This is a genomic window from Nocardia sp. NPDC005366 (genome assembly GCF_040606855.1).
GTDB lineage: Bacteria > Actinomycetota > Actinomycetes > Mycobacteriales > Mycobacteriaceae > Nocardia.
Map to the genome: position 1 here is coordinate 89,107 of NZ_JBEXFQ010000016.1, position 14,367 is coordinate 103,473.

General features: G+C 63.2%; 8 protein-coding genes and 5 pseudogenes. 8 read left to right on the plus strand and 5 right to left on the minus strand.

The window, feature by feature from the left end; genetic code table 11:
* Positions 1 to 377: 377 nt before the first annotated feature.
* The 3 genes and pseudogenes from ABZS43_RS19675 to ABZS43_RS19685 all read left to right on the plus strand — a co-directional run bounded on the left by ABZS43_RS19675 (position 378) and on the right by ABZS43_RS19685 (position 1,841).
* Complete coding sequence (locus tag ABZS43_RS19675; RefSeq protein WP_355037351.1) at positions 378 to 1,172, plus strand: GntR family transcriptional regulator; 795 nt, start codon at positions 378 to 380, stop codon at positions 1,170 to 1,172.
* 244 nt (positions 1,173 to 1,416) lie between these two features.
* Positions 1,417 to 1,497 (plus strand): annotated as a pseudogene (locus ABZS43_RS19680) (hypothetical protein); the annotation flags it as partial.
* 89 nt (positions 1,498 to 1,586) lie between these two features.
* Positions 1,587 to 1,841 (plus strand): IS3 family transposase, encoded by a 255-nt coding sequence (locus tag ABZS43_RS19685; RefSeq protein ID WP_355037352.1) that lies wholly within the window; start codon positions 1,587 to 1,589, stop codon positions 1,839 to 1,841.
* Positions 1,842 to 1,884: 43 nt separating this feature from the next.
* On the opposite strand, the pseudogene ABZS43_RS19690 reads toward ABZS43_RS19685, so the two are convergent.
* From ABZS43_RS19690 to ABZS43_RS19700, 3 genes and pseudogenes are all read right to left on the minus strand, one after another.
* Positions 1,885 to 2,943: pseudogene (locus tag ABZS43_RS19690) on the minus strand (IS110 family transposase).
* 608 nt (positions 2,944 to 3,551) lie between these two features.
* A protein-coding gene (locus tag ABZS43_RS19695) for an IS3 family transposase (RefSeq protein ID WP_355037353.1) occupies positions 3,552 to 4,810 on the minus strand; the annotation gives its coding sequence in 2 pieces (ribosomal slippage) (positions 3,552 to 4,537 and positions 4,537 to 4,810; 1,260 coding nt in all).
* 165 nt (positions 4,811 to 4,975) lie between these two features.
* A pseudogene (locus tag ABZS43_RS19700) lies at positions 4,976 to 6,191 on the minus strand (IS256 family transposase).
* A 708-nt stretch (positions 6,192 to 6,899) separates the two neighbouring features.
* Between ABZS43_RS19700 and ABZS43_RS19705 the strand changes: the two are divergent.
* Together ABZS43_RS19705 and ABZS43_RS19710 are read left to right on the plus strand one after the other, a co-directional pair.
* Positions 6,900 to 7,487 (plus strand): FAD-dependent oxidoreductase, encoded by a 588-nt coding sequence (locus ABZS43_RS19705; RefSeq protein WP_355037354.1) that lies wholly within the window; start codon positions 6,900 to 6,902, stop codon positions 7,485 to 7,487.
* Positions 7,488 to 7,574: 87 nt separating this feature from the next.
* On the plus strand, positions 7,575 to 9,305 hold the full coding sequence (locus tag ABZS43_RS19710; protein ID WP_355037355.1) for a hypothetical protein: 1,731 nt from the start codon (positions 7,575 to 7,577) through the stop codon (positions 9,303 to 9,305).
* A 20-nt stretch (positions 9,306 to 9,325) separates the two neighbouring features.
* Here the strand turns inward: ABZS43_RS19710 and ABZS43_RS19715 are convergent.
* Positions 9,326 to 9,682 (minus strand): annotated as a pseudogene (locus ABZS43_RS19715) (recombinase family protein); the annotation flags it as partial.
* Between the two features lie 838 nt (positions 9,683 to 10,520).
* Between ABZS43_RS19715 and ABZS43_RS19720 the strand changes: the two are divergent.
* A complete protein-coding gene (locus tag ABZS43_RS19720; RefSeq protein ID WP_355037356.1) occupies positions 10,521 to 11,813 on the plus strand; it encodes an IS630 family transposase in 1,293 nt (430 codons plus the stop codon).
* Positions 11,814 to 11,818: 5 nt separating this feature from the next.
* Positions 11,819 to 11,989 (plus strand): annotated as a pseudogene (locus ABZS43_RS19725) (IS3 family transposase); the annotation flags it as partial.
* 72 nt (positions 11,990 to 12,061) lie between these two features.
* On the opposite strand, the gene ABZS43_RS19730 reads toward ABZS43_RS19725, so the two are convergent.
* A complete protein-coding gene (locus ABZS43_RS19730) occupies positions 12,062 to 13,339 on the minus strand; it encodes a MaoC family dehydratase N-terminal domain-containing protein (RefSeq protein WP_355037357.1) in 1,278 nt (425 codons plus the stop codon).
* A 164-nt stretch (positions 13,340 to 13,503) separates the two neighbouring features.
* Between ABZS43_RS19730 and ABZS43_RS19735 the strand changes: the two genes are divergently transcribed.
* Complete coding sequence (locus tag ABZS43_RS19735; protein ID WP_355037358.1) at positions 13,504 to 14,313, plus strand: GntR family transcriptional regulator; 810 nt, start codon at positions 13,504 to 13,506, stop codon at positions 14,311 to 14,313.
* The last annotated feature ends 54 nt before the right edge of the window (positions 14,314 to 14,367 follow it).

A 14,367-nucleotide genomic window follows, 5' to 3' on the forward strand; every position in this document is an offset into this window, starting at 1 on the left:
CGTGATGGCAGTGCGTCCCACCGTCGACGTGCATCGCAGGCTCACACCGGTGACGACATTCTCACGATCACTGGACCAAAGCCGACGCCGGCTGCCTCACCGCCGCCCACACCGATGCTCTTCTCACCGAGCTCGGATCGACAGCGATGCCATCGCAATCTGCGAGTTCAGGGAGTCGTCGGGTGAGCATGCATCCTTCCCGATGCGCGGCCATCGACTGCGCGAGGCGCGCCCACGTGCTAACTTGTTAAACTTAGTACGCTACATTCAGCGTTCAAGGAACCTCCGGAAATCGGCACCATGAAGCCGAGAGCTCCGGCACGGGTAGGGCCAGGTGGTTCCTTGGCCGACGAATACGATCAACGGGAGGTACAGCAGTGGCTGACAAAGTCCGCGCGCCGATCTTCGACGCGCGCAACGCGGCTTCGCGACCGATCAGGACGCCGAAGACAGCGCAGCTCGTGGCCCGCAACCTTCGCCGCATGATCATCGACGGCAGCCTGAAGGACGGCGACCACCTCCCCCACGAAGCCGAGCTGATGCTGCACTACTCTGTCAGTCGCCCAACGCTTCGCGAGGCAGTTCGTGTCCTCGAATCCGAACGTCTCGTCGAGGTGCGCCGCGGATCACGCTCCGGCGCCCGGGTGTGCGTCCCCGGGCCGGAAATCGTTGCAAGGCCGGCCTCGCTACTGCTGGAGCTCTCGGGCGCCACAGTTGCCGACGTGTTTGTCGCCCGCGAGGCCATCGAACCTGACGTCGCCCGAATCCTGGCCGACGAGGGAACCGATGAGGATTTCGACGAGCTCGAACGCCTCGTCGATGAGGAAATTCCCGCGGCCTTCGCCTCCGACAATCTGGCGGCCGGCACATCTGCCTTCCATCTGCGGATGGTGCAGTTGTCCGGCAATGCCACGCTCGCCATCATCGCCGGTATGCTGCACGAGATCACCGAACGTCACACTGAAGCCGTGATACTCGAGACGCGGGCAGACAAAGAATTTTACGAATCCTCCTACAAATTGGAGATTCGATCCTGCCGCCGGCTGATCAAACTACTTCGCGCTCGGGATGCCGACGGCGCATTCGAGCATTGGAAGAAGCATATGGTCAACGCCCGCCTGTCGCTGATGAAAGGCCGGGAGAACGTGCAGGTTCGAGACATCCTCGAATAAGTAGTCACCGGAACGCTTTCCGAAAGCGGCCATCGCCGCCGCGAACTCAGCAGTAATCAGAACGGGCACGTAGCCTGAGCGGATATTCCGCTAGCTTGAGTTTTAACCTCTGGGCTGACTCGGCGGCCCCGGATTGATCTTGAATGAAGCCCTTGAGTGATGCTTCTTCCTGCAACAGAAAGAAACTCACTGCAAGTGCTTCGATGAACAGTGTGTCCGGGAAGGCAGGGTCTACTGCGCCGTCGTGCTCGACACGTCCTCCCGCCGGGTCGTCGGCTGGTCGATCGACTCGCCCCAGACCGCCGCACTGGTGACCAACGCGCTGGGCATGGCCATCGCCAACCGCTCACCGCAGGCCGGGACGATCATTCATTCCGACCACGGAGCAATTCACCTCCTGGGCCTTCACCGACCGTGCCCGGAAGTCCGGACTGGTGCCCTCGATGGGCTCGATCGGCGACTGCGACAACGCCATCATCGAATCATTCTAGGGCAGAATGCAAACCGAGCTACTCGACCGGCAAAGATGGAAAAAGAATCGAGCTGGCCAACGCGATCTTCGAATACCTGGAGATATTCCACAACCGTCGCCGCCGTCATTCGGCTCTGGGCATGCGATCCCCGATCGAGTACGAGATGATGCAGTCATCCATCCAACCCGTGGCCTGAAGTCAACTATGTCGACTCCACGAAACCGGGGGAACATCATTTGTCAAGTCGTCGCGGGGGCCTGCGTCAGTGTTCGGTGGATCTGTCGTGTGACATACCGTTTCAGGCAACGTGTGACCTCGCGTTTGGTCTTGCCTGCGGCCAGGTGGCGCTTGAGGTAGGCGCGGGTGTCGGCGTCGGTCCGCAGCCGGGTCAGCACGATCGTGTGGATCGCTCTGTTGAGCCGGCAGTCACCACCACGGCTGAGCCGGTGTCGAGTTGTATTGCCCGATGACGCCGGAATCGGTGCGGTCCCAGCGATTTTCGCCAGCGCAGCCTCGGTTCTGATCCAGCCTGGGTGCGACCAGACGGCGCGGATGACCGCGGCGGTGACCGGTCCGACCCCGTGCAGCGCCAGCAGGTGGGGAGCGTGCTCGGCAAGAATCTCGTCGAGCTGGGCGCGATTGGTTTTCAGCTGATCGCCGAGTTCGTTGATCCGGCGTGCCAGACGGATCGCCTCGGCGCGGGCAACCGCTGACCCGATCGGCTCGTCACGGCGTCGCCAGCAGGAGACCTCGGTGATCTATGTGGCCGACAGCGCCCGCCGCGCGTCGATGCCCAGGTCGTAGGACCGGATCAATGCGGTGAGTGCGTTCACGGTGCGGGTTCGTTCGGTGGCCATCTGGTCGCGGGCGACGGTGAGGATGTTCAGCGCGGCCCGTATCTGGCCGCGGCGCCAGTCGCATAGATCGTCGAGATCGGTGACGATCGTCGATCGGGCGGCGGCGACGGCGTCGAGAGCGTCGGTTTTCCCGTTGTCCCGCAACCGTTTCACCGATGGCGTCGGCGCCTCGACCACCCGGTAGCCGGCATGTTCGAACCTGCCGGCGGCTACCGCACCATAGCTGCCGGTGCCCTCGGCAGCGATCAGCACCGTGTCGATCTCGCGGTTGGTTCGGCGACCGATCCATGTCTGGGCGCGTGAGAGTCCCGCCGTCGTCGTCGGAAACGTTGCCTGGTCGATGATCCGGCCGGTCGGACATTCGATGATGGCGTAACTGTGTGTCGCGGCGTGGGTGTCGACGCCGACGACGAATCGGAAGTGGTCTGCCACGATGGTCAATGCGGTGTTCTCCTCCAGCCGGGGTGGACGTCGTGACCGGCGTCGGTCCGGGTGAGAGTCACTACGAGGCAGACCTGTAATGAGCCACAACCGCTCCTGCGGTTGGACAAGCTTCTGATCAGGCCATCGTCGTGGGCCGGGGCGGTGCCGGCCTTCAAACCGAGAGGACAACTCCCGGGAAGTGCACCCCTACCGGGGGCCAGGGGATTCACGAGTCACACCCGGTCTGAAGAACCAGCACCACCCTGCCAGCCAGCCCCAGGCCAGCCACCACCAACACTTACAAGGGATTCAGCCCTTGTTCGCCTTGACCTTCTTCCATGCCTCCCAGACCTCTCGCTTGGAGATCTCGAACGGCTTGCCTATTGAATTCAGCTCGCTCACGCGACTCCTCCCAGGCATCGCCTGGTTGATCGAACAAGTCCAGCCACGGATGACCTGGCCCCTTGGCTCCGCTCCCGCCGCACCAAGCAGGAGTTTCGCAGCTACTACAGGCCAGTCCGCCAGCGCCGTCTTGCGACGGTACTCAGTCCCTTGCAGGTTCTCCGCTTGGGATACTTCCTCTCTCCGTCCGCGCTGACTGAACCGTCCCCACTTTCCGGCCGGCTTCATGGTTGAGTCATCACCGGCTGGGATGGCTGTTGTTGAGCGTAGTAGGCGACTTCGTACTCGACGGGTGGGATATGGCCGAGCAGGCTGTGCAGCCGCCGGTTGTTGTACCAGTCGACCCATTCCATCGTTGCGTACTCGACGTCGTCGAGCGCCCGCAGTGGCCCGGTGAGAAATGGGCTGTCACGGGCGACGGCCTCGGTCTTGAACAGCCCGATCGTCGACTCCGCCAGGGCGTTGTCGTAGGCGTCGCCGATGCTGCCGATCGAGGCCGCAATCTGTTCGGCGGCAAGGGTTTCCGCGAATCTGATCGAGGTGTATTGCGATCCGGCGTCGCTGTGATGAATCAATCCATTCTCAACGGCGTGACCGTCGCGGTCGCGCCGCCACAGCGCCATTCTCAGTGCAGTGGTGACCATGACGGTGTCCTTGATCGTGGCGGCCTGCCAGCCCACGATCGATCGTGAGAAGCAGTCGATCACGAACGCCACGTACACGAATCCCGACCAGGTGGGCACATAAGTAAAGTCGGTGACCCACTTGCGATTTGGCTCGGTCGCGGTGAAGTCGCGGTCGAGGAGGTCCGGGGCGCGGCGATGACCGGCGCCTTTCGCGCCGATCGTGGTGCGGTGTTTGCCGCCGCGGACCACACCCGACAGGCCTTCGTCACGCATAAGTCGATCGACGGTGCCGATCCCGACCCGCAGGCCCTGGCGGCGCAGATACGGGGTCATCTTGCGGCGCCCATACATCCCCTCGGGCGTGCCGATGGTGGCCAGCAATGCGTCGGTCAGATGCGCGTCTGTCACCGTTCGCGCCGAAGCCGGCGCGGTTTTCCAGTTCCGATAGGTGCGTCCGGCGACCTGCACGCCCAACTCGGTGAGCACGCGACAGATCGGATCGACCCGGTAACCCAGCCCACGCATCTGATCGATGAACGCACAGATCAACGGCGGCGCGGGTCGATCTCCCGCGCGAAGAAAATCGAGGCCGCTTTCAGAATCTCGTTGGCCTCCTTCAGATCTCGCACTTGACGTTCGAGTTCCTTGATCCGTGCCTGCTCAGCACTCGTCACACCGGGGGCCTTCCCGGTATCGATCTGGGCCTGCTTCACCCAGACACGCAACGACTCCGGGTGGACACCGAGTTTCGGCGCGAGCGCCTGACAGGCGGTATACGCCGACGGATACCCATCGAGTCGGTCCAGCACCATCTTCACCGCACGCTCACGCTGCTCGATCGGATAACGCTTGGGCATGGCCCACATCCTTCACAAAGAAGGAAGCGGCCGAAAAGTCGGGGCGGTTCAGACATCGCGGACGGAAGCGTCGGGACGCGCCTTCTCACGTTCCGCGCAAGAGCAGCAGAGGTCAAGTCCAAATGTGTGGTGTATCGGGGTGATCGCCGCGTGACCCTGTTTCGGTCAGGCGGTCAGTGCTGGGGTGTTCTCCTGTTCTGTGGGGTCGAGGGTGGCGCGTGAGCGGGCCAGGACGTCGAGGCCGAGGTAGCGGCGGCCCTCGATCCATTCATCGTGTTGCTCGGCCAGGACGGCTCCGACGAGGCGGATGATCGAGTTGCGGTCGGGGAAGATGCCGACCACATCGGTGCGGCGGCGGATTTCCTTGTTTAACCGTTCTTGTGGGTTGTTCGACCAGATCTGTTCGGGAAGGCGGTGAACGCGAGCAGATCCACGCGCGCGGTATCGAGGTGCGCGGCGACCTTCGGCAGTTTCTCGGCCAAGGCGTCGAGTATCCGATCATATTGTGCAGCAACGGATTCAGTGTCTGCTTGGTCGAACACCGAGTGCAGCAGCGTCCGTACCCACGGCCACGAGGATTTCGGGGTGATGCTCATGAGGTTCACGGTGTAATGGGTGCGGCATCTCTGCCAGGACGCGCCGGGCAGGGTCGCGCCGATCGCGGCGACCAGCCCGGCGTGAGCGTCGGAGGTCACCATGGAGACCCCGGACAGGCCGCGGGCGACCAGGTCGCGGAAGAACGCCAACCAACCCGCCCCGTCCTCGCCGGAGGTGACCTGGATACCGAGGATCTCCCGGTAGCCCTCGGCGTTGACGCCGGTCGCGACCAGGGTGTGGACGTTGACCACGCGGCCGTTCTCGCGGACTTTCAACACCAGGGCGTCGGCGGCGACGAAGGTGTACGGGCCTTGATCGAGTGGGCGGGTGCGGAACGCTTCGACCGCGGTGTCGAGTTCGGCGGACATGATCGAGACCTGTGACTTGGAAAGTTATGTCACACCGAGTGATTCGACCAGTTTCTCGATCCGGCGCGTCGAGACGCCGAGCAGGTAGCAGGTCGCCACCACGCTGGTCAGGGCCCGTTCGGCGCGTTTGCGGCGCTCGAGTAGCCAGTCCGGGAAAAGGAGCCCGACCGCAGCTTCGGGATCGCCACATCGATCGTGCCGACGCGGGTGTCGAAGTCGCGGTGGCGGTATCCGTTGCGGTGGTTGACCCGCGCCTCGGAGCGTTCGCCGTGACCGGCGCCGCACATCGCGTCGGCTTCGGCGCTCATCAACGCCTGGATGAACGTGGACATCATCAAGCGCAGCAGGTCCGGGCTCGCGGCGGCGAGTTGTTCGGACAGCATCCCCGACGGGTCGATAGGCTGGACAGAGGTCATCGCGTAAAACTTCCTTCTCATGACTTGGTAGGTCTTCTGAAGGATCACGCGGTGACCACCCTCTATCCGGCTACGACACGCCCAGACTTTGCTGGCGTCCGGTCGTACACCATCCTGCTGGACTCAACCGCAGCAGATCAGGCTCGCGCCGCCTTCACGCCGGACATCATCTGGCCAGTAAGCAGACTCCCGCAAGACTCATCCCAAGGCCAGATAAAGCCCAGGTTTCGATGTCGTCTTTTCATTTCGACGCTTCAACAGCGGACCCCTTTCGGGGCATTTAAGTGCAACGCCTTCCTGATCCCTACCTGACGCCTCAGACAGACGTTTTCCCCATCGCTCACCACGACAGTCGTCAGCTAACGCAGCAGAGGGCGGTTTTAACGCCTCCCCAATGCAGGGCGACGCTGGAGGGCCGAGCATCCTCCATCTCTCACGCAGCACCGCTTCGAGAAGCTTCTCCTACATTTCCAGCCCCTCTCTGTGTTCGTGACGCACTATCCGCCCGAAATTCGGCCAATTACCAAAGCGACCCCGACTGCGAACCCGTCGAGGCGGTCATCGACGTCGCGCAGGGGTGGGCAGGCGCGCGCCGAGGACGGCGACACGGAGCGAGTCACTGCTGTGATATGCGTCACCGGACTGTCGTGTCACAGGCGGTCGGCGACCGGCATCCCATATGCGATTCGATCCCATAGGGAGGCAGACATGAAGGTTGTGGTGATAGGCGCTGGCTACGCGGGCACGATCGCGGCGAACCGGCTCGCGGGCAAAGTGCCCGAGGCGCGGATCACGGTGATCAACCCGCGCTCGGAATTCGTTGAGCGGGTGCGTTTGCACGAGCAGGTCGCCGCGACGGGTGTGGCATCTACACCGCTCACCTCGATGCTGCGCGCGGGGATCACCGTGCGGTTGGGGACCGTGAACAAGATCGGTGACGGGTGCGTCACGCTCGGTGACGGCGCAAGCGAGACTTTCGACTATCTGTTCCTCGCGGTGGGGAGCACGGTCGCACCGCTGCCGGGCGCGGTCGCAGTGGGGATGTGGGAGGGAGCGGAGTCGGCGCGTTCGGCGTTGGCCGCGCTTCCCTGGGCGAGCGTTGTGACGGTCGTCGGCGGTGGATCGACCGGCATCGAAACGGCTTCCGAGATCGCTGATGCTCGACCCGATCTCCGGAAACACTGTGTCGCGCAACAGCTTGTCCCCAGCATCGACGGTGGCCTCCGCGACGCGGAACAGCTGTCGTCGATATGCAACAGTGTGCGCGGTCCCGACTCGACCAGGTCCGAATTGTGAGGTGTGCCAGAGTCGGGCCGAACCACCGGCCGGGTAGCTCACCGAGCGGTTCGATGAGCGTGATCGGCGGTGTGAAGGGATGGGCGGATGCGACTGCGGCGAAACGGTCTCTTAGTGGTGTTGGTGGTGCTGGCGGGTACGGGAGTAGCGGTGTCCTCGGCGACGCCGGTAGCGGACGGTGACGTGCCGGGCCGGACGGAGTCGGTCTACGCGTCGTCGTCGCCGGTGACATCGGTCGTCTCCTCGGTGGTGACCCTCGCCGCGCCGTTACCACCGGGGAGTCCGCCACACCCCGCGGCCTGCGACACGGTGTCCTATCTGCGATGGCGCTCTGTCGACGGACCGCGTTCCTCGGCCGACGCCGATCGCGTCCTGGTCGCGCAACCCGGTGTCTTCGAGGGCGCAGGCGCGTTCGAAAGCGTTGCCCGCAATACGGTTTCGCGCGCCGCCGAGCTGGGAAGCCATATCGAGTTCTGGGCACTGGACCGGCGGTCGAACTGCCTGGAGGACCATACGGGGGTCCGAGCGGCACTGCGCAGCGGCTCGTTCGACACCGCGGCGGACTACTACTTCCACGGAGCCGAGGCGGACGGTCGCCGCTTCGCAGGGGTCGCCGAGGGCGCGGCGACGGCATGGCTGCGCGATCAGGGACTAGAGCAGACACTGCGCGACGAATACGACGTGCTGCGCCTGGAATTCCCGGACCCGGCGGTGCGCAAGCGAAAAGTCCTCTGCGGCGGACATTCGCTGGGCGGGTTCGTCACGGGCTATTTCGCGGAATGGGATTTCGACGGCGACTCGGCGACCACCGATGACGCCGGATACAACCAGTGTTCCGGCTATTTCGCGCTCGACACCACCATCGCGGCCGGTCTGAGTCTGCGCGGCGTGCAAGTCCCCGATCTGCCCGCGCCGATCGCCGCGGCAGTGGAAAGCGTTTCGCTGCAACTGGATACCGCCGCGCCGGTCCTTCGGCTGCCCGCCGTCATCAACCCCGAGACCACCAACCTGCTGGCATTGGCCGGGCTCGCCGCCAGGCTGAACCCCGACGGTGTCAACGATCTCGTTCGACGGCTCCCGGACAATCTCAATATCACCGCGACCTTGCGGACATTGCTCTCACAGGACGCGGGTATCTTCGCCACCGGAGTTCCGGATGTGCGGGATCTGAACGCGACCAACGAAGCCGTGCTCGGGGCGATTCTCGACGACAATTCTCAGCCGTTCGCATTCCTACAGACCAGCGTGGGATTCGTCGGCGGCGGGCCGGTGGGACCGAAAACCTTCCCGGTCCCCGACGCGATCGCGCGCAGCCCGCTCGCGATGGGCATGTTCGGCGACGCGCCCAAGGTGTCGCCGACGGTGTTCGCCCCCGACACGGTCTACCGCTGGCTGGACTACGACGACATCGCGGCGCTGACGGGACCGGACGCGCGCCCGTACACCAGCCCAGGCAGCGAAGTGACCTCCATCGCCGAACTCGCCCGCGATCTCAGCGAACCGCCGCTGGATTTCACCGAATGGTATTTCCCGACTCGGCTGTCACTCGACCTGCAACAAACCTCGGCGCCGTCGTTCGCGCGCAACCACATTCATCTCGACGGGGTGAACCGCAACCCGATACTGACCTTCCGCGGCAGCGGCGGAATTCCGGTCGCCGATTCAGGTAATCCGCGCGACGAGGTCATCGAATTACCCGGCTACAACCACATCGACGTGCTCACCGCCGCCGCGCGGCAGAACAACGGACAACCCGAGGCGGTATCGACCGGACTCGCCGAATTCGCGACCCGATCCGGCGACTGGGGGTTCAGGTAGCAATCGCACGGAAAAAGACGTCAATGGCTTGACCAGCGGCTTTGTCGTTCAAGCGGGTGTGTTAAGAGCCACAGTCCGTCAGGTGGTGGTGTCGCAGTCGAGGTGTCGGTAGATGGTTTTGCGTGAGATGGCGAAGGTTTCGGCGACCTGGGCGACGGTGTAGCGGCGTTTGCTGTCTTGTCGGTTTCGTCGTACATCTCGCGAACCTTGATCACCTGCAACTCGGTCAGCGCCGCCGGTCGCCCGTCGACCCGGCCGCGAGCACGGGCGGATTCGAGTCCTTCGAGGGTGCCTTCGCTGATGAGGTCGGCGGTCATCTCGTCCATGGCGGCGATGACGTGGAACAGGAACCGCCCGGCGGGTAGTGATGTCGATGCCTTGTTTGAGCACGACCAGGTCGATGCCGCGGTCGTCGAGGGCGGCGGCGAGTTCGGTCATGTGCCGCACCGACCGTTTTCGCACGACTCCCGCGCTCTGGGCTCAGCCACTTCGGCGGGACGCGCTCGCCAGTCCTTGCGCGTGTGTCTATCTGCCGATCTAAAAGAGCTCCTGGGTGCGGCTGCTCGATTCGAGAAGGTACGCCGAGCACGTGCTGAAAGCGCCGACGAGACCGGTGTCGGTGATCAGCAGAGGGGAGCGAGGGGTCGGCGCGATCCGGGCACTGGTTCGGACCGACGTCGAATCCGGCTCGCTTCCCCGACGCGAACCACCGCTGATGCAAGTCCTCACCCGCCCTGACCAGCTATTCAACGAACTTCGATGGATTTTCGGCGAAAGTCGGTGACCCCACCAACGGCGCCCATCGTCTTCACGCCGAACTCACTCTCGGTCTCGGGATCAGCGTGGGCCACGGCCAGATCGAGCTGTCGATGGCCCGCGCCGGGATCAAGGGACTGCCCGGTAACCGCCGACCCATGCCCAAGCATCAAACCCCGACCGCAAGAGATCTTGTCAACCGGTCGTTCACGCGATCGAACCCAAATCAGTTGTGGTTCAACGACGTTACCGAACATCGGAGCCCGGGTAGGCAAGGACTACTGCGCCGTCGTGCCCGACGCGTTCTCCCGTCAAGTGGTCGGCTGGTCGACGGGCTCGATCGACGGCTACGACAACGCCATCGTCGAATCATTCTAGTGTGTCGCGCCTGAGATCCGTCGCTTAAGTTGTTAGCCTGTTTGTGTGTCGCATCGTGGGCCTTCGGCTGTTGAGATCGTTGTGTCCGATGCTGAGCGGGTGGTGCTCATGGGCATGGTGGAGTCGTCGGATCGGCGTGCGGCGCAACGGGCGCGGATCGTGTTGGCGTGTTCGGAGGGTATGTCGAATGCGGGCGCCGCGCGGCTTGTCGGTGTCTCGGTGGGATCGGTGGCGAGATGGCGGCGGCAGTTCGCCGCCGAGGGGCTGGGCGGGCTGGGTGATCGCGATCGAGGTGGGCGGCCGGTAGCCGAGATCGTGTTGACCGACCAAGAACACGAGACGTTGCTGAGGTGGGCGCGTCGAGCCAAGTCGTCACAGGCGCTCGCGGAACGCTGCCGGATCGTATTGAGTTGCGCGGCAGGCAAATCCAATCAGGATGTGGCGGCCGAGTTGGGTATCACAGCCCAGACGGTGGGTAAGTGGCGCACGCGCTTCGCGCGCAAACGCCTCGAGGGTCTGTCCGACGAGCCGCGTCCGGGCCGGGCTCCGTCGATCCTGCTGGACAAGGTCGAAGAAGTTCTCACCACGACCCTGGAACAGAAACCGGTGAACGCGACGCACTGGTCACGAACCTCGATGGCCCGACGAAGTGGCTTGTCACCATCGACTATCGGGCGGATCTGGCGCAAGTTCGAGCTGAAACCTCATGTGGCCGACGGGTTCAAACTCTCGACCGACCCGTTGTTCGTGGACAAGGTCGTCGACGTGGTCGGGCTGTATCACAATCCACCGGAAAAAGCGGTCGTGCTGTGCGTGGACGAGAAGTCGGGGATCCAGGCGCTGGACCGCTCGCAACCGGTGTTGCCGATGATGCCCGGCATGCCCGAGCGATACTCCCACGACTATGTCCGCCATGGTGTGACCAGCCTGTTCGCGGCGTTCGACATCACCGACGGAGTCGTGATCTCCAAGTTGTACTCTCGCCGCCGCGCCACCGAATTCAAGAAATTCCTCGTCGCGATCGACAAAGCCGTGCCCGCGGAGCTGGACGTGCACTTGGTCTGCGACAACCTCTCCACCCACAAGACACCGGCGATCAACACCTGGCTGGCCAAACACCCACGGTTCCACATGCATTTCACCCCGACCGGCTCGTCCTGGCTCAACCAGGTCGAACGCTGGTTCGGGTTCCTCACCGACCAACTCCTTCGCAGAGGAGTCCACAAGAGCGTCGCGGCACTGGACAAAGACATCACCACATGGATCGAGCAATGGAACGCCGACCCGAAGCCCTTCGTCTGGCGCAAAACCGCGGAAGAGATCCTCGAATCACTCGCTAAATATCTTCGACGGATCTCAGGCGCGACACACTAGGGCGGATGCAAACCGAGCTACTCGACCGGCAACGATGGAAAACAAGAATCGAGCTGGCCAACGCGATCTTCGAATACCTCGAGATCTTCCACAACCGCCGCCGACATTCCGCTCTCGGTATGCGAACCCCGATCGAGTACGAGATGAGGCAGTCAACCATCCAACCCGTGGCCTGAAGTCCACTGTGCCGACTCCACGAAACCGGGGAACATCAGGGCCCACGTGCCCGTTCATCTTTGCGCGCAGATTCAGTTGCGAACGGCTCGTGCGGCGGCACGCAGCTCACCGTGGCGCGCCAGAATCTGCCTGGCCGTGGCCTCCAGATCCTCGGGCGGGGTCGGAAGCGCAGCCAAGCCGCTTTCCCTGCTGGGCAGCGCAATTATGGCTGTCGCGGGACAGGTGACTTCACCCCGCTGGCTGATGCCACGCAACTCGATGTCCACCAGATGCCAGCCGTCCTCGACTCGCTTGCCGACAATCTCGCCGGTGATCGTGTGAGTATCGCCCTCGTAGTTGAACTTGCGCATCTGGCTCGACATCGTCACCAGCCAGGCATCGTCGCCCATCCAGTCGGTAAGGTAGTGCGAAAGCCAGCAGTCGCGCATCATGCCGTAGTCGTATGCGGCAGGCAAGCCGATCGAACGCGCATAGTCGCTGTCCCAGTGAATGCGCTGCGCTACATCGGGCACACCCTGTTCGTTCGGGATGTAGAAGGGCGCGATCCGCTGACGATTCTGGTACGCCAGACGACCGGTGCAGGGGGTGTAGGGAGCGAAACCATAGCCACCGGAATGGAATACAACCATGTCAGTGGCGGTCAACGGCCCTTTCGCCATCGTACCGAGACCGTCTCCCACCTTGACGTCTTCGTAGTACCGCGCGCTCGAACCGCGACGCTGTTCAGCCGCATAGATTTCGTCGATCTTCCCAATATCGTCGGGCGTGTAGGACGCTGGTTCGATCGCCTGGTACTTGTTGCGCTTCTTCGATTCGTGTCGCTCGGTGTGAATCGAGATGACGTTCTGAACCTGCACCACCTCGGCCCGCTGGTTCATCTGCACATGCGAGCGGGTGACGATCAGCGAGCGACCCGCGAACTCCGATTCCTTCAACTCGACGTCGCTGAAGCCCTGGAACGAGTATAGGGTATCGCCGTCGTAGACCGGGCGATACCAGTTGGTGGTGGTCCCGGAAACGAACACGTGGATGCCGCGAAATGAGGGGCGGCGCTGCTCTTTCGGGATCGGGTCCGCCAAGAGATCGCGCGTGAGTGCGATATTGATCATCGGAGGGGCGATCTGGCCACCCCACCGAGTGTCGAGGCCGTGTTCCTCATCTACAAACAGCGGGTTGTCATCGCCATAGCTGCGCGCGAAATTCCGCATGACGTCCGGTGTCGCCCGAGTGAACTGCTCACGTTGAGTGACGGCATGGTAAGTGCCGACCAGGTCGTGCGCACGCTGAACGTCCTCGTCGCGGAAGGTGTATACCTTCGACGCTTCCTTCTGCTGTTCTTGTGTCGTCATTCGTACCTCCGTGTCGTGAACTGGTCAGGCCCGCGCGGCCGATCGCCAACCGAGCCCGTACTCGGAGGGCCCAGCCCCAACCTACTTAGAAAGTTCACTAAGTGAAAGAGGTGAGTCGATTGTCGTAGATCTTTATCTAGGTTATCGAGGTAAGATCTCCCCTCGTGAGCAGTAACAAGGCCCATTCCGGCCCAGGGCTCGATCAGCGGCAGGCGGTTCACGCGCCGAAAACCGCGGAGCTCGTGGCGATGCGACTGCGGAGCAAGATCGTGCACGGCGAACTAGCGCCCGGCGATGTGCTTCCCACCGAGGCCGAGCTGATGGAGGAGTTCAGCATTTCGCGCCCGACGTTGCGCGAGGCAATCCGCATTCTCGAAACCGAGTCCTTGATCGGCGGCCGGCGTGGAACCCGCGGCGGCGCACAGGTGACTGTCCCCGAAATCGGCGTAGCAGCACGATATGTCGGCCTCATCCTGCAGTTGGAGAACACCACTCTCGCCGATGTGTACGAGGCGCGGCTGATCTCGGAGCCCGCATGTGCCGGGTTGCTGGCCGCGCGCCGGTCCGACACAGACCTCGCGGACTTGCGGGCTTGCATCGAAGTGCTGCGGCGGTTGGGCGTTCGCGGTGTGGGTTCACTGGCCTCTTTGACCGAATGGTCGCAGCTGACTTCGCGATTTCACCGCTTGATCACTGAGCGGGCAGGAAACCGGACCCTGGCCGTGCAGACCGAAGTTGTGCGCGAGATTATCGACACACACCATGCCCGTACATTCGCAAAAGGCGCGAAGACAGCAGCTCCGAGTAAGAATTTTCACCACAACCTGAAGTCGCTCGAAAAGCTGGTCGCCCTAATCGAGTCGCGGGACTCCGAGGGCGCTCAGAAGCACTGGGCCGATCATATACGCGCGGCAGGCCGCGAAGTTTTCGACGACGGCCCTGGCGAGACAGCCATTGTCGATCTCTTCGCCTGAGGGACACCGAGAACCTACCAGGATCCGGGCGCCGACACGGCAGCCGAAACAGTT